An 18,869-nucleotide genomic window follows, 5' to 3' on the forward strand; every position below is an offset into this window, starting at 1 on the left:
GCGAATCAAGCAAGTGGCCGATACGTTCCAGATTGGAACGTATCGGCCCTGCCGGGTCACTCGGCGGTCATTACCGCGCTGATCTTACCGCTTCTATAGGCATCGAAGATCTGGGCAAGGCTGGATCTGGCTTCGCCTTTGGCGGTGAAGATTCCGCCACAACCACGGTTCGCCTCTGCGTAGCTGGGATCGTCCATCAGTACCAGGTGCGCCTTCTTGAGGTTCCAGAAGGGCACGCCGGCAAAAAGGTGGTGCGTAAGGTGATAGTTGTCGCCATGCATGCCAATGAACAAGCGCTCGATGAGGCTGGGGAAGCGATTGCGGGTCAACTTCACTTCATCCTTGTATACCCCGAACATACCGAAGTGCTCGGATATCTCGGAAAGCCAGCCGATCACCTGAAACGCGGTGAAGTACGGCACAAGCCAGAACAGCAGGTAACCCCAGGGCCCCACCGAGTACCAGAACAGGGCCAGGATCACCAGGTGCACGGCCAGCAGTTTGAGGCCCTGCATGGGCTTGGCCACAACATCACCAGCGCGGTTTTTCACCAGGTAGACGAAATAATGCGAGGTGTTGGTCAGCGTGATGCTCTTGAGCAGGTGACGCAGGAGAAAGTCGAGCCGATCACTCGCGGCATACAGACCAGAATCGATGTAGTACCTGTGGTCGGGATCGGCGTCCTGGTCCCCCAGGTGATGATGATGCAGTTGCACGTGGGAGCGGCGATACGCTTCGTAGTTCTGGAAGATCGGGTAGGCAAGCAAGTATTCGCCGATCAGCCGGCAGAGCACTTTGTGGCTCATCAAGGTCATGTGCGCCGCTTCGTGCAACAACGAAGCGAGCGCGCGCTGACGTGAGCCGATCATCAGTACGGTCAGCGGATAGAAATACGGGCTTTGCAGGCTCAGGTACACCGCGAGCGCGATGACGGCCACATCCAGAGAAAGGCCAAGCGCCCAGTGCCAGTTGTCCTTTTCGTATAAAGGACGCAAGCGCTCCTTGATTTCAGCGGACGGTTTGAATCGGTTCACATCGTTCATCGAAAGTCCCTGTTCGTTAAGTCGAGGCGATGGAAGGCCCTTGCTCCTGGCGCCAGCCGATGCCGAGGCGCAGATAGGGCCCAGTTGCAGGTGACAGCCATCGAGGGCGGTGTCACTCGCGCCACAGTCGTTACTGGTGAATGTTTCGCAGCAAGTGCACGAACTGTTCGGCCTGTGAAACGGTGCTGGCGGATCCCAGCGAAACACGCACAAAACGCGGGCCCCCACGGTCACTCATGAAGTACGGCGTGTGAGCGGCATAACCTGCCCAACAGTTGATGCCATTGACGCGAAGCCTGCTGACCACCTCAGGTGCCGGAACCCCTGCATGGAAAAACGACACGATCCCTCGCTGGCGCGCCCCAGGAGCGATCAGGCGCAGCTGCGCATTGCCCTCGAGCGCCTGCACCAGGAACCGGTAAGCCGCGCAATCATCGACATAGCCCCCCGCCAGCCGCTCCTGCACAGCGATGTTCAACCCGATAAACGCGGCGCTGTTGCGTTCCGCATACTCGAAGCAGCGGGCATCGCGCTGATCCAGGCTTACACCATTGGCAACGCTGAAGGTCGCCCGGTGCAGATCGGTGAACCTCGGCTTTGCAACGGCCCGAAACGCCTCGGACAAGTAAGCGAATCCGGTGCCTCTGGGGCCACAGAGAAACTTGCGCCCGGCAGCTGTCAGCACATCGCAGCCGATGGCCTGGACATCGATCGGCAACATCCCCAGCGACTGGCAGGCGTCGACGAAAAAGACGCAAGGGTGGCCCCGCAGCAGCCTCCCGACCGCCTCCACATCATTGACGATGCCGCAGCAAGACGGCACGTGGACGATCGAGACGAGCTTGACGTCATCGCGCAGATGCTCGGCCAGCCAGGCCAGATCGAGGTCGCCGTTTTCCAGCAAGGGGATGACATCGACCGCCACCCCATGGCGCTGGCGCAAGTGCTCGAGAGCGATGAGATTGCCCGCATACTCGTAGGGCGTTACCAGGACACGGTCACCGACGTGCCAATCCAGTGCGTCGAGCGCCGTCACCCAGGCCTTCGTCGCGCTGTCGAACAGCGCGATGTCGCCGGGCTGCGCCCCGATGAGGCGGGCGATGTTGTGGTAGAGCTCATTGTCCAACACTTGCGCGCAGGCCAGCTCGGCCTCGTAACCACCTTGATCCCGTTCGCGTTGCAGAAACCCCTGCATTGCCTCCAACGCGTGCGCCGACAATAGCCCCGCGCCGGCGGTATTAAAGTGAATCATGCGCACCCTCCTTGGCCTTGCAACCCATGTAGTAGAAACCCGTCGCCAGTACCACACACAGGCACAGCACATAGAACATGACCTGTGGCTGGTACAGCGAAAGCGCCAGCCCGCAGAGCACCGGCCCCAGCGCAGCCCCCAGGTTCGACAGGTTTTGCGCGCCGTAGTAGATGCCGCGCAGATGCGCAGGAGCGATGTAGTCGATGAACAGGTATTCGGTGGGGATGATGATGATTTCGCCAACCGTGAACACGATCATCGCGATCACCCAAACCGGCACTTGCTCGGCGACGCTGAAGCCGACCAATCCCACCAGGAAAAACAGCATTCCCAGGCACAGCATGCGAAAAAGATTGCCCTGGTTGATCCGCGAGCCCACCAGGTACTGCAGGCCAATGACCACGCAGGCATTGGTGGTGACCAGGTAGTTGATGACCTGATAGGTGTGCTCCGGGCTGCTGGTGACCAGTAGGTATTGGGACAGGTAGGCGGAGAACTGGCCGAACACGATCACGCTGAGCAGGCCACCCAAGGTGAAGCACACCAGGCGATAGTCTTTGAAGAGATACCCGAGCACCTTGAAGAACCCCTGCTCGGCCGGGGCGCTGGCAACGGGTGTGGATAACTTTTCGCCCAGCAAGGCATACGCCAGCACGAACACCGCTCCCACCAGTCCGGCAGCCGCGAAAGGTACCCCAGGGCTTACCTTGGCAAGCATGACCCCAAGGAATGGCCCGGCGGCAAAGCCGATATTGGTGAGTGTGTACTTGACCGAGAACACCGCGCCTCTTCGCTGCGCGACCACCAGTGTGCCGATGCAGGCTTTGACGGCGATATCGATGACTGCATAGGCGAGGTTCACCACCACGATCGCCAGGAAGAACACGCCGAGCATGGCGGTATGAAAGGCAGCGCCAAACGCCAGGGCGAACAGACTTCCGGCCACCAGGAGAATCCGATAACTGGAAAACCGGTCGACCAGGAAACCACCGTACAGGCTGAGAAGGGAGCTCGCCATCAACGCCCCCCCCAGCGCCAACCCGACATCAGCCACCCCCAGGCCGAAGCGCTCCGCGCAATAGACCACCAGATAAGGCAGGGTCATTGCCCGCGCCAGGGTGAGGATGAAGGTGGCCGACAGCAGCAGCATCACAGGCGGGGTGTACAGCCTGCCCTCGGCCAGCGTCAGCTCGGCAGCGCCCTGCTTCATGCCAGCATGCCCTGATAGATGGCCGGTTCGGCCTCTCGCAACAGCTGGATGCTGTCCTGAATCGAAGAGCGGTCCTTGTCCAGGATGAATACATGCCCTGGAGAGTTCTCCAGCGAATTCGTCTCGCTGAGCACGCCCTCATGCTGGATCTTGATGCTGTGCAACCCAGGGATGTGCTTCCACACCGAAATATCTGGGCGCTGCCTGATGGTTCCGCTGGCACGGGCAATGAGGAAGACACAGCTGGAGTGGAAGTACAGTTTCTTCCTGGGTTGGGCCCGGTACTCCAGGAAGCCTTGTGGATTGATCAGCGACTCCACCCAGAGATTGAGCTGGTTGTGCCCCAGGGCCCGGGTATAGGCCGACAGGTCGATCCCCCCTGGCATCCGGGCGGCAGTCTCGAGCAAAACCGGCTCGTCGTTGACGATCATCAGTTCGCTGTGCCCGACCCCTTGCTGGATACCCAAGGCATCCAGCACCGAGAAGACATACTCGGACAACCGGCGGTACACGTCCTGATTGTCGACCGGGCACATCAGTTGGTTGTAGTCATGCACGGGCGCGGCACCGATGCGGGTGCGGTACACGCGAATGATCTCACTGACGAAATGCTGGCCGTCCACGCTGACCGTGTTGACGCAGTATTCGATATCGACGTCCCTACCCTTGTCCGACTTCAGTTCGGAGAAGAAGTCGGAGTTGTCCAGATACTGCTGCACCAAAACCTGTTCGTTTTGCGCCAGGAAAATGTTGCGACTGGACTTGATGGTCGCGAAGGCGTGAGCCACCTCGGCAGAATCGGTACAGATGTGGATGTTGTCGGAACCCGCACTGTTGATGGGTTTCAATACAACGGGGAAGAGATCCTGCTGTTCGATCCATGCCTGGATCTCGGCCAACTCCGCCGAACGGAAATGCTTGATGGAACGCACCCCCGCCCCCTTGAGGGCTTCGTGCATTTCATACTTGTTTCTCCAGCGAATCGCGTGCGCGGGATCGTTGTGCCGCGCGACATTGAAATGCGACGCCAGATGAGCCGCCAGCTCGACGCCGAACTCGCACCCTGCGAGGACGAACTGCACCTTGTACTGGCTCAGCGCTTCATCGAGCGTGGCGTCGGTCTGGTAATGCAGATCGGCGATGAAGTCCGTTGCCCGGAACCACGACTCGTAGAACGCGTTGACGTTGTCGGTCGAACGCACATGAATGCACTCGTAGCCGCGTGAAATGAATGCCGGGGCGATCAGGCTGCCGATGGAATAGGCATCCACCACCAGCACTACGTTCTTCTTGTAGATCATTTCACGGCCTCCTTGGCATGGGCGAGTTCACCTACCTGGGTCTTGATCAACTCTGCGGCCTTGATGATCTGTGCCCGATCGATATTGATGTGGGGAACCAGGCGGATTTCCTTGTCGTTGTAGGGGAGTGCCCCCACGCCACGATCCTTGAGCAGCTCGGCAAACCGCATCGGCGTGACCCCAAGGCGGGAAATGTCGAGGGTGACCATGTTGGTCCCTTTGTAACCCGAGCGCGCTTCTTCAACTTCGGCGAACTGGGCATGCAACAGCGCCGCGTGCTCGTGGTCCTCGGCCAGGCGCTCGATGTTGTTGCGCATGGCATAAAGGCCTGCCGCAGCCATCATTCCACTCTGGTGTTGGTCGCCGCCGAACCACTTGCGGTACTTCTTGGCTTGCTGGATAAGCTCACGCGACCCCATCATGATCGATCCGACTGGAGCACCGAGGCCTTTGGAAAGGCACATGGACAGCAGGTCGGCATTGTCGGTGTACGACGTCACATCGATACCGGTGGCAATTGACGCATGCAGGATGCGCGCGCCATCCAGGTAGCGGTACGCGCCGATACGCTGGGCATAGGCAAACACCTGGTTCATCTGCTCGAGCGGAAAGATGCCGCCGCCTTTGCAACCCAGGGTGTTTTCCACCACCACGACACGAGGCGTCGCATAGTTCTGGCTCCAACGGCATTTGGAGGCATGGAGTCGCTCCAGGTCCGCTACATCGAACAAGCCATCGTCATGCTGGGTCAGGGAAAAGTTCACCCCGGAGAAGGCCGAAGTCGAAGCGGATTCATAGAAGTTGATGTGATAGGACGCATCCAGGAAGATCTCGTCGCCCGGCCGCGTCATGGCCTTGATCGCCAATTGATTGCTCAACGTGCCACCGGTGGTAAACAGCGCGGCTTCCTTCTGGAAGTAGTCCGCACAATATCTTTCCAGCGCGCTGACACTGGGGTCTTCACCAAAGCAATCATCACCGACCTCGGCCTCGTAGATTGCCTTGCGCATACCCTCTGTGGGCTTTGTTACAGTATCGCTTCTGAGGTCAATGAACATGTCTACTCCCTGATATTGTCATGTAAAAGGCATGCCTTTTAGTTCACACGGAGCACCGTGTGAAACTTTCACATTTATTGTCAAAACATTGCCGCTCAAGCGCGAAGCAACGAAGGGGAACCAACGTTAGCTGAAACTTAGGCAGGTCAACGGATATATAAACCGCTGGGCAGTTTAGTAATCGGCGCCAAATACAACGCGGGAAGGGTCGCTAAAATCGGCCAGCGCCCCCAGGATCTCGATTGGCGACTCCGCCAGGCGGTGCAAGAAGTGCAGGTACCAACTACCGCCGTACACCGCATAGATACGGCAAGGCACTCCGGTCTCCCTGGCCCGGCGTAGCACTGCCGGTTGCACACCATGCAGCATCTCCAGTTCCAGGTTCGCGGCATGCCGTGGCTCAGCCAGAATCCGCGGAATCAGCGCCGGATCCTGAGTGGCGCAACTGACGGGCACGCCCGCGTCCAGCACCCTGCGCAGCAGGTGCAGGTAGCGTTCATCCAGCGCGTCGCCACGTGGCAGTGCCACTTCCAATGGTTCGTTATAAACGCCCTTGACCAACCTGATCTTGCGCCCGTAACCAAAGACCTTCGGCAGGTCGTCGAGGGTGCGGTGCAAGTAGGCCTGCAGGGTCACGCCAACGTTTGCGTGGGCAGGCGCCAATTCGCCATACACCTCAAGGATGCTGTCCACCGCCGAGGCGTGTTCCATGCTGATCATGACCGGCAGATCATGTTCCGCCGCAGCGGCAATGATGGTGGAGGCATTCTTGTAGGCCATCTCCTGGGAGACCGCCAGGCCAACGGCACTGAGGTCGAAGCTCAGTTGGGGCTTGAGCCCCGCTTCGGCAAATGGCTGGATCGATGCAAGGTATTCATCGACGAAACGCTGTACCACCGCCGGGTCGGCATTCTCCTCGCCCACGTACTCGACGCTCAGCGCATAGCCCTTGCCGTTGAGCAGTTGCAATTTGGGCAGCAGGGCTTCCCGGTTCGCCGCAAGAAAATAGCGTTGCGCGGCAGGCTCGAACAACTTGAAGAACAAGGCGTCCTCACTGAACGCCTCCCTGCACGCTTTGTTCATGGCCAGTTTCTTCAGGGCGGCGGCAGCCAGGGTAGACGTTTCCTGGGAAACCATCAGTCTCTCTCCTTGAGCAGGGCAACGGCGTACGTCTCTTGTACGGCCACTCGACAATAGGCAACAACAGCTGAATCGATCAGCTGCAAAATCCTAAGCAGGCACTGTTTACATTGTCCAGCATCGACGCCGGGTGCAGTCGCCAGGTAGACCGTACAAACAGATGTTTACCGTTTTGCTACGGCGCACTGACCGACTATCAAATAACGACGTCACCCTGTGGCCAACTGAATGTGGATAAGCGCGAGCGTTCTGGAAAAGGCCATCACATCGCCATCTACTAAAAATAAATAAAAAACTCAACAGATCAGTTAGTTGAACAAACACTTGCGTGTGGTAGCAGCGCTACTACTTCGTTCGGCAGGGGGCACCACAACGATAAATTTATCGAATGGAGGGTCGTTTTATAAGGGGTATTGATAACACCCAGTTGATGAGGGTGATGGATAACCATTCAAATGAGGGGTAGTTAACTGCTGGGTTTTGTCCAGAACGCCTTGTATTTTATCGCGAGTAGCGATAAGACATCAAAGCAAAAAAGACCACTTAGAAAAACTGAATCCAGTGTTATCAGGTTAATCGAGCTGTTTGGTCCAATTGTAAAGGCCATGACGCAGCGCTTTTTGCTTCAGGTCACAAGGATTCTATTCAATAAAAAGCCCCTGCACATTAACGTCGCAGGGGCTGAGCAGCGTTGAACAGAGCATTTAACCTGTCGCACAAGGGTTCAGCGTTTCGCGCTCTGCAGTCTCTCCCAGGGTAAACGGGGCGTCAGAACGCCCAATCCAGGGTCAGGCCGACCCCGTGGCTCTTGTCGCGACTACCCAGCAGTCCGTTGTAGTCCAGGTTGACCCGGGCCTCGCGGCTCAGGGCAATCCCCACCCGTGCACCGACCACCGCCGCATCACGGTCCAGTGACAGCGCCTGAACCTTGTAGGTATCGCCCTGGCCCGCGAACGCCAGGTGCTGGTCGGCCCCGGTGGAGCTCAGGTTGTGCTGCCAGCCCAGAGTGGCAGCAAGCTCAACCGCCTGGCCGCTGGACAACTGCAATTGCTTGCCGGCCCGCATGCCCAAGGTCGAGAGCCAGGCATCGCGGTTATCCTGCCCACCCTTCAGCGCGGCAGCGCCGCCATGCTCCCTGAAGCTGTCGCTGGCGATATGCACGTAGGCCAGATTGGCGAACGGCTCCAGCGCCACGCTCGGCAGTTCGACCTTCCAGGCCGCCTCGCCGAACACCTGGGTGCTCTGGGCATCACGCTTGCTCTTCTGGCGATCGCTGACCTCGTTGTACTGCAGTTCGCGCTTGGTCTCGATACGGTGCCAGCTGTGGCTGGCGCCCACGCTCAGGTGCAGTTGCTCCAGTTCCTTGCCGGCATAGGCACCCAGGTGATAGCTGTCAACGCTGGCCGAGGAATGACGGCCATCACCCATGCTCAGCGAGCTGTCGCTGTAGCCGGTGAAGACGCCGACACGGGTGTCCTCGCTCATCTGCCCGTCGATCCCCAGCAGCATGCCGCCAATCGAACTGCTATAGCGCGCATGTCCGGAATCACCGTCGGCCTTGCCCCAGGCGCCCAGGGCCTTGACCCACAGGCCGTTGTCCTGGCCTTCCACACCCTGTAGCCGGGTACGCTCGCCCACGGCGTCGCGCAACTGGCGGCTGTCGTTGAGCAACAGGTTACCCACCGCCGGGTGGATTTCCCCGGACAGTTGATCGAAAGCCTGCTGGGCACTGCCGGCATCGCCCGACAACAGCAGGCTCTCGTAGACCGGGTTGCCCGCGCCGAGCCGATCGGCCGCCGCGGCCACCGAACGCTGGTTGGCGGTCAGGCCGACACTGGCGAACGACGTGGCATTACGCTCTACCGCCAGCCGCACCCCAGTGCCGGTATACGCCAAGCCCCCACCGAGGAACAACGCGTTGGACTGCACCTGGGCGAAACTGCCTTGCACGCCGCCTGCGGCATCGAGGATGTCGAACTGCCGCCCCACCAGGCTGGTGGCCTGCTGGGACTGCAGCGAAACGCCAGGGTTCTGCAGGTCCAGGGCCAGGTTCGCGCCACCCACAGCTATCTGGCCATCGCTGGCCAGGCGGTCGCTGCCGGTGCTGTCCACCTCCACCGCATAGGTCGAGCCCGGCTGGAAGGTCACGTCGGAAGCCACGCGCAAGGTGCCGATGGAGTTACCGGGCGCCACCACGCCGCCGCGGTTGACCACCAGCGCACCGATCCTGCCATTGCCGCCCAGCACGCCGCCGTCGTTGACCGTCACGGTCGACTGCAGCGAACCATTGACCGCCAGCCGTCCCTGGTTGACCAGCGTCGGCCCGGCGTAGGTGTTGTTACCGCTGAGCACCAGGGTGCCGATGCCCTGCTTGGTCAGGCCGCCATGCCCGGAGATGTCGTTGCTCCACAGGTCCAGCACGCAACTCAGGTCGGTGCAGCGCCTTTCAGTAGGCCTGCCGGCATCCACCAGGGCGCCAACACCCGGCAAGTCAGCGACGAACTGGGTTGGGCCGTAGCCGCCAGCGATACGCAACTCCTCGGGAATGTCCTGCTCGGTAACCAGCATGCCGGGGCCGCGGATCCCCTTGTCCAGGTTGATCATGCCCCAGCCATACAAGGAATCGATACCGGGCGCGCCCATGTCGGTTGCGGTGGTGCGCAGCACGCTGGCGATCTGCGCGCCGCTCATATAGGGGAAACGCTCCATCAGTACCGCCGCTGCGCCAGCAGCATGGGGCGCGGCCATGGAGGTACCGTTCTTGTTGGCGTAACCCTGGGTCAGGTCCTCCAGGCTAGTACCGCCAATCACCGCGCTGTAGATCCGGGTGCCGGGGGCCGATACGCAGAAGCTTGCGGTATAGCCGCAGCGCGAAGAGAACGTGCTGATCACGTATGGGTTGGCGCTGCTGGTGTCGGGGTTCTGCTGCAACGCCGCCACGGTCATCCAGTTGGGAGCGATCTCCGGTACGAAATAGCCCAACCCGGCAATCGCATCGGGATTGTTCAGGTTGTAGTCGTTGCCGGCGGCGAAGATGGTCAGCACCCCGCTACGGGCGGCGGCGATGGCGCCGTCATAGGCGCCGCCAGGCAAGGTGCCCAGCAGCGGCTGGATCTGCGCGAACTGCGCCCGGGCATCATCCACCGTGAAATGCGGGAAGTCCGGATTACGCCCGCCCTTGGCGAAGCGATCGGTGATGCCGATGCCCCAGCTGTTGTTGATGATCCGCGCGCCGCTGGCCACCAGGCTGTCCCAGCCGGCCTTGTACACCGCGCCATCGTTGCCCAGGACAATGCCATCCTCGGGGCCGGGGTCGCCGTTGTCGGCGCTGATGATCTGCGCATTGAAGGCCACGCCATGCATCTCCACGCCATCACGGTTGCCGGCGGCGATCCCGCCGACGTGGGTGCCATGGGAGCCGAGCTTGCCATCCGAACCTACCGACGGGCTGCCGTCGTAGCGGAAGGCATCACCGGCCTTTACCGGGATGTAGGGGTCGGTGTACTGGCGGATGCCGCTGGTGACCAGGGTCACGATCTTGTCCTTGCCGGCGAACTCGGGGTGCGGGGCATACACCGGCTGGTCGAAGATTCCCAGCTTCACCCCCTTGCCGCTGTAGCCGGCGGCATAGGCGCTGTCGGCATGGATCGCCCCCAGCCCCCAGTCGGCCTTGAATTCGCTGCTGCGCCAGCTGCTGGCGTCGCCCAGCCGGCCACTCTCCACATAGGGCGCGGCCTGTGCCGTGCCCATCAACGCCGCCCAGCCCACCAATACCCGCCCCAGTGGTGCCAGGGCCCAGCCCTGCCCAAGTGCGCTGTCATCCTGTCTGACTCGCTTCACTACGACCTTCCTTAGTTGTATGGATTGAATACCGCGTTGGTCGAACTCCGTATTGCAACAACTGGCGCCACGACGCCTCAGAAACGCCATTGCAGGTTGAGCCCCGCGCCATGCTGTTGTTCACGACTGGCCAGGCGCCCCTGGTAGTCCAGGCTCAGGTCCAGGTCGCGGGTCAGTCCCACCCGTGCCTGGAGCCCGACCAGCGCGGCATCGCGCAAGGCCGGCGACGTCTCCACCCGGAACGGCAGGTCACTGCCGGCAAAGGCCAGGTGCTCGCGGTCCTGGGTTCCACTCAGCCGGTGCTGCCAGCCCAGGCTCGCCGCCAGCTGCAGGTCCTGCTGCGGGCCCACTTGCCATTGCTGGCGCCCACGCAGGCCCAAGGTGCTTAACCAGGCATCACGCTGCTCGTCGCCCGCCTGCAACGCTGCGGCATCGCCTTTCTCATGGAAGCCATCACGGTCCAGGTGCTGGTAGGTCAGGTTGGCGAACGGCTCCAGCTGCACCGCCGGCATCGCCAGGCGATAGGCCGCCTCGGCAAACAGCTGCTGGCTGCGGGCATCGATCCGCGCGCGCTGGCGGCCGGACACCTCGGCATAGGCCAGGTCGCGACGAACTTCGGCGCGGTGCCAGCTGTAGCTACCGCCCAGGCTCAAGCGCAACTGGTCGACGTCGTGGCGGACATAGGCGCCCAAGTGGTAGCTGTCGACCGTGGCCCGGGAGTGGCTGCCGCCCATGCCCAGGGAGCTGTCGCTGTAGCCAACGGCCAGGCCGGCGCGGGTCTGCTCGTCGAAGTCCCGGTCCAAGCCCAGCAGCATGCCGCCCAGGGAGCTGGTATAGGACTCGCTGCCCTGCACGCCCTCGATGCGCCCCCAACTGCCCAGGCCTTTGAGCCAGAGCTGGGTCGAGCCTGTCTCGGGCGCCGTCGTCCCAGGCGCATTGGCAGGCAGTGCGGCGCCTTGTACACGCTCGCCCAAGGCGTCACGCAATACCGAGCCCTGGCTGAGCAGCATCGAGTCCAGCGCCGGATAGATCTCCCCGGCGAGCTGGCGCAGGCCGTCCCGGGCCTGGTCCGCCGAGGTCGAGAGCAGCAGGCTTTCATACACCGGATGGCCCGGCCCCAGGCGCTCCACGGCGCCGCCGCTGGCGAGCTGGTTGGGCGTGGCAGCGACGCTGTCGAACGTCGCGGCGCTGCGCGTCACGTCCAACTGCACGCCGTTGGCGGAATAGTCGAGCACGGTCCCAAGGAACAGGTAGCCGGGCTGGACCTGGGCAAAGCGCCCATCGACGCCGCCTGCTGCCTGCAGGATGTCGAACTGGCGCCCTACCAGGCTGGTGACCGGGCCACCGGCCAGCAGGTTCGGCCGAGCCTGGGGCACCAGACTGAGATTGGCGCCACCGACGCTGGCCTGACCATCCACCACGAGTCGATCACTGGCCGTGGGCGACAGCTCCACCTGATAGGTCGAACCCGGCTGCAAGTCCAGGTTGCCGGCGACATTCAAGGTACCTATGGAGTTACCCGGGGCCACCACGCCCCCAGCGTTGGCGATCAGGGCAGCGACCCGGCCATTGCCGCCCACTGTACCGCCAGCATTGACCGTCACCGCTGATTGCAGGCTGCCGTTAACCGCCAGCAACCCGCCATCGACGCGGGTCGGGCCGCGGTAGCTGCTGTCACCCGTGAGCACCAACCAGCCGGCCCCGGACTTGACCAGGCTGCCTTGGTAAACCCGCTGCGCAGCCGCTGCGTCACGGGCCATGCCCAGGGCATAGTCACTGCGGTCCTGCTGGCTGGCGCCCGCTGCCAGGCCATGCTCCCATCCACGATCCTTGAGGGTCTGCTGCCAGGCCTGGCGTTCCGCGACATCCTCGGCCTGCCGCTGCACCAGCGCCTGGTCGGAGATGCCATTGCTCCAGCTATCGCCCTGCCCACGCTCCAGGTTGACATTGAACTCCCCCAACAACTGCCCTGGGCCGTGCAAGGCCCGGCCCAGGTCCGGGACGCCCCAGCCAACCCGCTCGCTGGGCGCCTGGGTCGGCGAGCCATCGAGCTGACGCGAAGTGGTCAGCAGCACTTGCAGGGCCTGCTGGTTGTTCAGATAGGGATAACGCTCCATGACCACAGCCAAAGCCCCGGTAGCATGGGGCGCGGCCATCGAAGTACCGTTGTAGGTGGCATAGCCGCCACCGGGCACGGTACTGCTGATTGCCGCCCCCGGAGTCGCCAGGCACCAGTACTTGGCGATGCCGCACTGGTTGTATTTCTGCTGGTTGTTCTTGTCCAGGCCCGATACCGCCAGCCAGTGGCCTTCCAGTTCCGGCTGGAAGTACGGCAGCGCCGAGCGCACGCTGGCATTGGCATAGCCGCTGTTGCCGGCGCTGAACACATTGATCACACCCCGACGCGCCACATCGCCAGCGGCATCGAGCCAGGTGGCCTGCTGGAAATGCTGGGCGTAGGCCGCGCGCAGGTCGCCGAGGGTCTGGTAGCTGACATCCTTGGGCTGGCTGCCCCAGCTGTTGTTGATGGCCCGAGCCCCGGCATCCACCAGGGCGTCGTAGACCGCCTTGAAATACCGCGGATCGGGATCGGTGCCGAACAGGAACTTGTCATTCTTGTTGGTGTTGCCCACGTATACCTGGGCATTGAAGGCCACGCCGTGCATGCCCACGCCATCACGGGCCGCGCCCATGGTGCCGGTGACATGGGTACCATGGCTGTCGTTGGCGCCATTGAGCACCCCGGACACACTGAACGGGGTACCGTCCAGGTACTGGCCGGTGGCGGTGACCGCGTGGAAACGCCCGGGGCTGGCTTCGGGATGGGCGGGATCGAATCCCGAGTCCAGGGCGCCGATGCTGACCCCGGCACCGGTGAACCCGGCGGCATAGGCCTGGCTCGCCTGCATGCGCTCCAGGCCCCAGTCCTGCAGATATTCGACCGAGCGCCAGCTGGCGGGGTCGCCCAGGCGGCCAGTGTCCTGATAGGCCGCCGCAGCCGACAGTGGCAGGCCGCTGGCAAATGCCAGGCACAGCGTGCCCGTCAGCGTCTTGAGCTGATCACATCTCACATCCATGTCGATGACTTCTCTTGTTCTTGTTGTCGGATCGCCCATCCTGGGTCGACCAGTGTGTTACTGCATCGCTAGGCCGCAAGGCACGGCTTCATCGAGCAGCAGAAGGATATGACGTTTCTCGATTACGCGATGCGCCAGCACTGCATATCTAATATGCGTTTTTACCTGCTCGAACAGGTTGCCGGGGAGACTTTGAGAGGAAGGAAGACAGCATAAAGGGAGGGCGCCTGTGTGGCGCCCTCCCTTTGCAACAGCAGTAGCGTTACTCCACCGTCACCGACTTGGCCAGGTTGCGCGGCTGGTCTACGTCGGTGCCCTTGAGCACGGCGACGTAGTACGACAACAGTTGCAGCGGGATGGTGTAGAGGATCGGCGCCAGCGCATCGTTGATGTGCGGCACGTTGATCACGTGGGTGCCTTCGCCATTGCTCATGCCAGCATTCTCGTCGGCGAACACCACCAGCTCGCCACCACGGGCGCGGACTTCCTGCAGGTTCGACTTGAGCTTTTCCAGCAGCTCGTTGTTAGGAGCCACGGTCACCACGGGCATATCGTTGTCCACCAACGCCAGAGGACCATGCTTGAGCTCACCAGCCGGATAGGCTTCGGCGTGGATATAGGAGATTTCCTTGAGCTTGAGCGCACCTTCCATGGCCACCGGGTACTGGGCACCGCGGCCAAGGAACAGGGTGTGGTGCTTGTCGGCGAACAGCTCGGCGATCTTCTCGACCACGCCATCCATCGCCAGCGCTTCGCTCAGGCGCGCCGGCAGGCGGCGCAGCTCGTCCACCAACTCGGCTTCGACACCGGCCTCGAGGGTACCGCGCACCTGGCCGAGGGCCAGGGTCAGCAGCATCAGCGAGACCAGCTGGGTGGTGAAGGCCTTGGTCGAGGCAACGCCGATCTCCGGCCCGGCCAGGGTCAGCAGGGTCAGGTCGGATTCACGCACCAGCGAGCTGATGCCCTTGTTGCAGATGGCCAGGCTGCCGAGGAAACCCAGCTCCTTGGCATAGCGCAAGGCAGCCAAAGTGTCGGCGGTCTCGCCGGATTGCGAGATGGAGACAAACAGCGTGTCCGGCTGCACCACCACCTTGCGATAGCGGAACTCACTGGCAACTTCCACCTGGCAAGGGATGCCGGCCAGGCTTTCGAGCCAGTAACGGGCGACCATGCCGGCGTGGTAGCTGGTACCGCAGGCGACGATCTGCACATTGCGCACTTTGCCGAACAGCTCGGCGGCCTGTGGACCGAAGGCCTGCACCATCACGTGGTCATTGCCCAGGCGACCTTCCAGCGTGCGCTGCACCACGCCGGGTTGCTCGTGAATCTCCTTGAGCATGAAATGGCGATAGTTGCCCTTCTCGGCGGCTTCCGCGCCTTCGTGGTACTGCACCGTCTCACGCTGGACCGGCTGACCGGCCAGATCCCAGATCTGCACCTGATTGCGGCGAATCTCGGCGATATCGCCCTCTTCCAGGTACATGAAGCGGTCGGTGACCTGGCGCAGGGCCAGTTGATCCGAGGCCAGGAAGTTTTCACCGAGGCCCAGGCCGATCACCAGGGGGCTGCCGCTGCGGGCAGCCACCAGACGGTCTGGCTGGCTGGCGCTGATCACAGCCAGGCCATAGGCGCCATGCAGACGCTTGACCGCTGCCTTGAGCGCCTCGGTGAGGTCGGGGATGGTCTTGAGCAGGTGGTGGATGAGGTGCACGATCACCTCGGTGTCGGTCTGCGAAACAAAGGCGTAGCCCAGGCCCTTGAGCTCTTCACGCAGTTCCTCGTGATTTTCGATGATGCCGTTGTGCACCACCGCCACTTCATGGCCAGAGAAGTGCGGGTGGGCATTGTGCTCGGTCGGCGCGCCATGTGTGGCCCAACGGGTATGGGCGATGCCCAGCTGGCCGGCCAGCGGGTCGGCGGCAACCGCGCCTTCCAGTTCGCTGACCTTGCCGATGCGGCGGCGACGCTCGAGCGCGCCTTGCTGGGTCAGGACGGCCAGGCCGGCGCTGTCGTAACCACGGTACTCAAGACGCTTGAGGCCTTCGATGAGGATGGCTGTGATATTGCGCTCAGCAACGGCACCGACGATTCCACACATAAGATGTTGCTCCTAGCTGATAGCGGCGCAGATAAGGGTGATGCCGCGGGCTTGAATCCGGTCGCGTGCCTCGGTGGGCAGGCGATCATCAGTAATCAGGGTGTTCACGCTGCCCCAGGGCAGCTCGAGGTTGGGGATCTTGCGACCGACCTTATCCGACTCGACCATGACGATGACCTCGCGGGCCACTTCGGCCATGACCCGGCTCAATCCCAGCAGTTCGTTGAAGGTGGTTGTGCCACGTTCCAGGTCGATGCCGTCGGCACCGATGAACAGCTGGTCGAAGTCGTATGAGCGTAGTACCTGCTCGGCCACCTGGCCCTGGAAGGACTCCGAGTGCGGGTCCCAGGTACCACCAGTCATCAGCAGCACAGGTTCATGCTCTTGTTCGCTGATAGCCCGGGCCACATTGAGCGAGTTGGTCATCACCACCAGGCCTGGCTGGCGCCCGAGCTGCGGGATCATCGCCGCCGTGGTACTGCCGCTGTCGATGATGATGCGCGCATGTTCACGGATGCGTTCCACCGCCGCACGAGCGATGGCCTGCTTGTAGAGGGACACCGGCTGAACCGTGTCGCCCAGCAGCTCCTGAGGCATCGTCACCGCGCCGCCATAGCGGCGCAGCAGCAGGCCGTTGGCCTCCAGGGCGTGCAGATCCTTGCGGATGGTCACTTCGGAGGTTTCGAAACGCTTGGCCAAAGCGTCGACACTGACCTCGCCCTGCTCGTTGAGCAAGGCCAGGATGTTGTGGCGACGTTGGGGAGTATTTCGTTTCGACATTTCGGTTAAGTTTCGATTCGAAAGATAAGTGTTGCAATCAAAACCTAAGTCAAACGATTCGTCAAGTCAGCAGGAACCGGAAAATAAAAAGGCCGACTTATTCACATAAGTCGGCCTGTGCAAAACGCGCTGTGGATAACTCAGCTCTTCTTGATTTTCTCCGGCCGCTTCCAGCCTTCGATATTGCGCTGGCGTGCACGTGCCACGCCCAACTGTCCGGCTTCAACCGTCTGGGTGATGGTCGAGCCCGCTGCGGTAGTGGCCCCGGCCTGGATTTCCACAGGGGCCACCAGCGAGTTGTTGGAGCCGATGAACACGTCCTCACCCATCACCGTGCGGAACTTGTTGGCACCGTCATAGTTGCAGGTGATGGTGCCAGCGCCGATGTTGGTGCGGGCGCCGATCTCGGCGTCGCCCAGGTAGGTCAGGTGGCCGGCCTTGGCGCCCTCGCCCAGGTGCGCATTCTTCAGCTCGACGAAGTTACCCACATGTGCCTTGGCCTCCAGCACGCTGCCTGGGCGCAAGCGGGCGAACGGGCCGGCATCGCTGCCCTCGCCCATCACCGCGCCTTCGATATGACTGTTGGCCTTGATGATCACGCCTTTGCGCAGTGTGCTGTCCTTGATCACGCAGTTCGGGCCGATCTGCACGTCATCCTCGATGACTACCTTGCCTTCGAGAATGACGTTGATATCGATAAGTACATCCCGGCCGACGGTCACCTCACCGCGCACATCGAAGCGCGCCGGATCGCGCAGGGTGACGCCCTGGGCCATCAGGCGACGGCCTTCGCGCAGCTGGTAGTGACGCTCGAGTTCCGAAAGCTGGCGGCGGTCGTTGGCGCCTTGCACTTCCATCGGGTCGTGGGGCTGCTCGGTGGCGACCACCAAGCCATCGTCCACGGCCATGGCAATCACGTCGGTGAGGTAGTACTCGCCCTGGGCATTGTTGTTGGACAGGCGTCCCATCCAGTCGGCCAAGCGTGCGGCCGGCATGGCGAGGATACCGGTGTTGCCTTCCTTGATCGCCTTCTGCGCTTCGCTGGCGTCCTTGTGCTCGACGATCGCCGCCACCTTGCCCGCGGCGTCACGCACAATGCGGCCATAGCCGGTCGGGTCCTGCAGGGTCACCGTGAGCAGCCCGAGCTGTTGCTCGCTGACTGTGGCCAGCAGGCGCTGCAAGGTTTCCACCTCGATCAGCGGCACATCGCCGTAGAGCACCAGCACGGTGTCGGCAGTGATCGCCGGCAGCGCCTGGGCCACCGCATGGCCGGTGCCCAATTGCTTGTCCTGCAGGACGAAATTCAGATCGTCCGCTGCAAGGCGTTCGCGCACCAACTCCGCGCCATGGCCGATAACCACGTGAATACCCTTGGGCTGCAACTGGCGTGCGCTGTGGATAACGTGGCCGAGCATGGAGTTGCCGGCGACCGGGTGCAGTACCTTGGGCAGCGCGGAGCGCATGCGGGTGCCTTGGCCTGCGGCGAGAATGACGATATCGAGGGACATTGACTGGCTACCAATCCTGGGCGGTCAGGGACGTGACCAAAGGGGGAAATTCAGAAAAGAAAAAGGGTAGCCGAGGCTACCCTTTAACTCAATCGCATTGGAAGTGACCGGCCAAGGCCAGGTTACTTGCCCTTGCGCAATTGCTGGACAGTACGCAGCTGAGCTGCAGCTTCGGCCAGACGTGCGGCAGCAGCACCGTAGTCGAAGTCCGAGCTTTTCGCGTTCAGCGCGTTCTCAGCAGCCTTGAGGGCTTCCTGAGCCTGAGCTTCGTCCAGGTCGGCAGCGCGCTGCACGGTGTCGGCAAGAACCTTGACCATGTTCGGCTGCACTTCGAGGAAGCCACCGGAGATGTAGAACACCTCACGATCGCCACCTTGCTTGGTCAGCGTGATCGGACCAGGCTTGAGATTGGTGATCAGCGGCGCGTGGCCTGGAGCGATACCCAGATCGCCCAGGTTGCCGTGCGCTACTACCATCTCGACCAGGCCGGAGAAGATCTCTCCTTCCGCGCTGACGATATCGCAATGGACTGTCATAGCCATCTGCTTGCCTCAACCTGATT

The 18,869-nt window shown here is 62.0% G+C and carries 12 protein-coding genes; all 12 read right to left on the minus strand.

Annotated features, from left to right (window positions below; translation table 11 throughout):
* Positions 1-56 precede the first annotated feature (56 nt).
* A complete protein-coding gene (gntB, locus tag LOY42_RS26295) occupies positions 57-1,043 on the minus strand; it encodes a guanitoxin biosynthesis L-arginine gamma (S) hydroxylase (protein ID WP_139674754.1) in 987 nt (328 codons plus the stop codon).
* Between the two features lie 130 nt (positions 1,044-1,173).
* The gene (locus tag LOY42_RS26300) at positions 1,174-2,295 is read right to left on the minus strand and encodes an aminotransferase class V-fold PLP-dependent enzyme (RefSeq protein ID WP_177486070.1); all 1,122 of its coding nucleotides are present in this window, start codon (positions 2,293-2,295) and stop codon (positions 1,174-1,176) included.
* Positions 2,282-3,505, minus strand: coding sequence for an MFS transporter (locus LOY42_RS26305; RefSeq protein ID WP_258599653.1), 1,224 nt, complete (start codon positions 3,503-3,505; stop codon positions 2,282-2,284). Before LOY42_RS26305 ends, LOY42_RS26300 begins: the two co-directional genes overlap by 14 nt.
* The gene (locus LOY42_RS26310; RefSeq protein WP_258599654.1) at positions 3,502-4,806 is read right to left on the minus strand and encodes an ATP-grasp domain-containing protein; all 1,305 of its coding nucleotides are present in this window, start codon (positions 4,804-4,806) and stop codon (positions 3,502-3,504) included. The genes LOY42_RS26305 and LOY42_RS26310 overlap by 4 nt, the downstream gene beginning before the upstream one ends.
* Entirely contained in the window at positions 4,803-5,864 is a 1,062-nt protein-coding gene (locus LOY42_RS26315) for a low specificity L-threonine aldolase (protein ID WP_102683395.1), read from the minus strand. Before LOY42_RS26315 ends, LOY42_RS26310 begins: the two co-directional genes overlap by 4 nt.
* 174 nt (positions 5,865-6,038) lie before the next feature.
* Positions 6,039-7,001 (minus strand): proline dehydrogenase family protein, encoded by a 963-nt coding sequence (locus LOY42_RS26320; RefSeq protein WP_258599655.1) that lies wholly within the window; start codon positions 6,999-7,001, stop codon positions 6,039-6,041.
* A gap of 771 nt (positions 7,002-7,772) precedes the next feature.
* Complete coding sequence (locus LOY42_RS26325; protein WP_258601389.1) at positions 7,773-10,754, minus strand: autotransporter domain-containing protein; 2,982 nt, start codon at positions 10,752-10,754, stop codon at positions 7,773-7,775.
* Positions 10,755-10,921: 167 nt separating this feature from the next.
* Positions 10,922-13,921 (minus strand): autotransporter serine protease, encoded by a 3,000-nt coding sequence (locus tag LOY42_RS26330; RefSeq protein WP_139674733.1) that lies wholly within the window; start codon positions 13,919-13,921, stop codon positions 10,922-10,924.
* A 262-nt stretch (positions 13,922-14,183) separates the two neighbouring features.
* Positions 14,184-16,019, minus strand: coding sequence for a glutamine--fructose-6-phosphate transaminase (isomerizing) (gene glmS, locus LOY42_RS26335; protein WP_198754103.1), 1,836 nt, complete (start codon positions 16,017-16,019; stop codon positions 14,184-14,186).
* Between the two features lie 12 nt (positions 16,020-16,031).
* Positions 16,032-16,799, minus strand: a complete 768-nt coding sequence (locus tag LOY42_RS26340) for a DeoR/GlpR family DNA-binding transcription regulator (RefSeq protein ID WP_111531919.1) — start codon at positions 16,797-16,799, stop codon at positions 16,032-16,034.
* Positions 16,800-16,939: 140 nt separating this feature from the next.
* Positions 16,940-18,307 carry a bifunctional UDP-N-acetylglucosamine diphosphorylase/glucosamine-1-phosphate N-acetyltransferase GlmU gene (gene glmU, locus LOY42_RS26345; RefSeq protein WP_258599656.1) on the minus strand — a complete coding sequence of 456 codons (1,368 nt, stop codon included), beginning with the start codon at positions 18,305-18,307 and terminating at the stop codon, positions 16,940-16,942.
* Between the two features lie 122 nt (positions 18,308-18,429).
* Entirely contained in the window at positions 18,430-18,849 is a 420-nt protein-coding gene (locus tag LOY42_RS26350; RefSeq protein ID WP_011536500.1) for a F0F1 ATP synthase subunit epsilon, read from the minus strand.
* Positions 18,850-18,869: the final 20 nt, after the last annotated feature.

It is taken from the genome of Pseudomonas sp. B21-023, assembly GCF_024749165.1.
Taxonomy (GTDB): Bacteria; Pseudomonadota; Gammaproteobacteria; order Pseudomonadales; family Pseudomonadaceae; genus Aquipseudomonas.

What these genes read in the sequence shown, in the direction of transcription:
- gntB (WP_139674754.1), bottom strand. Translation starts at nt 1,043, where the DNA reads ATGAACGATGTGAACCGATTCAAACCGTCCGCTGAAATCAAGGAGCGC.
- LOY42_RS26300 (WP_177486070.1), bottom strand. Translation starts at nt 2,295, where the DNA reads ATGATTCACTTTAATACCGCCGGCGCGGGGCTATTGTCGGCGCACGCG.
- LOY42_RS26305 (WP_258599653.1), bottom strand. Translation starts at nt 3,505, where the DNA reads ATGAAGCAGGGCGCTGCCGAGCTGACGCTGGCCGAGGGCAGGCTGTAC.
- LOY42_RS26310 (WP_258599654.1), bottom strand. Translation starts at nt 4,806, where the DNA reads ATGATCTACAAGAAGAACGTAGTGCTGGTGGTGGATGCCTATTCCATC.
- LOY42_RS26315 (WP_102683395.1), bottom strand. Translation starts at nt 5,864, where the DNA reads ATGTTCATTGACCTCAGAAGCGATACTGTAACAAAGCCCACAGAGGGT.
- LOY42_RS26320 (WP_258599655.1), bottom strand. Translation starts at nt 7,001, where the DNA reads ATGGTTTCCCAGGAAACGTCTACCCTGGCTGCCGCCGCCCTGAAGAAA.
- LOY42_RS26325 (WP_258601389.1), bottom strand. Translation starts at nt 10,754, where the DNA reads ATGGGCACGGCACAGGCCGCGCCCTATGTGGAGAGTGGCCGGCTGGGC.
- LOY42_RS26330 (WP_139674733.1), bottom strand. Translation starts at nt 13,921, where the DNA reads ATGGATGTGAGATGTGATCAGCTCAAGACGCTGACGGGCACGCTGTGC.
- glmS (WP_198754103.1), bottom strand. Translation starts at nt 16,019, where the DNA reads ATGTGTGGAATCGTCGGTGCCGTTGCTGAGCGCAATATCACAGCCATC.
- LOY42_RS26340 (WP_111531919.1), bottom strand. Translation starts at nt 16,799, where the DNA reads ATGTCGAAACGAAATACTCCCCAACGTCGCCACAACATCCTGGCCTTG.
- glmU (WP_258599656.1), bottom strand. Translation starts at nt 18,307, where the DNA reads ATGTCCCTCGATATCGTCATTCTCGCCGCAGGCCAAGGCACCCGCATG.
- LOY42_RS26350 (WP_011536500.1), bottom strand. Translation starts at nt 18,849, where the DNA reads ATGGCTATGACAGTCCATTGCGATATCGTCAGCGCGGAAGGAGAGATC.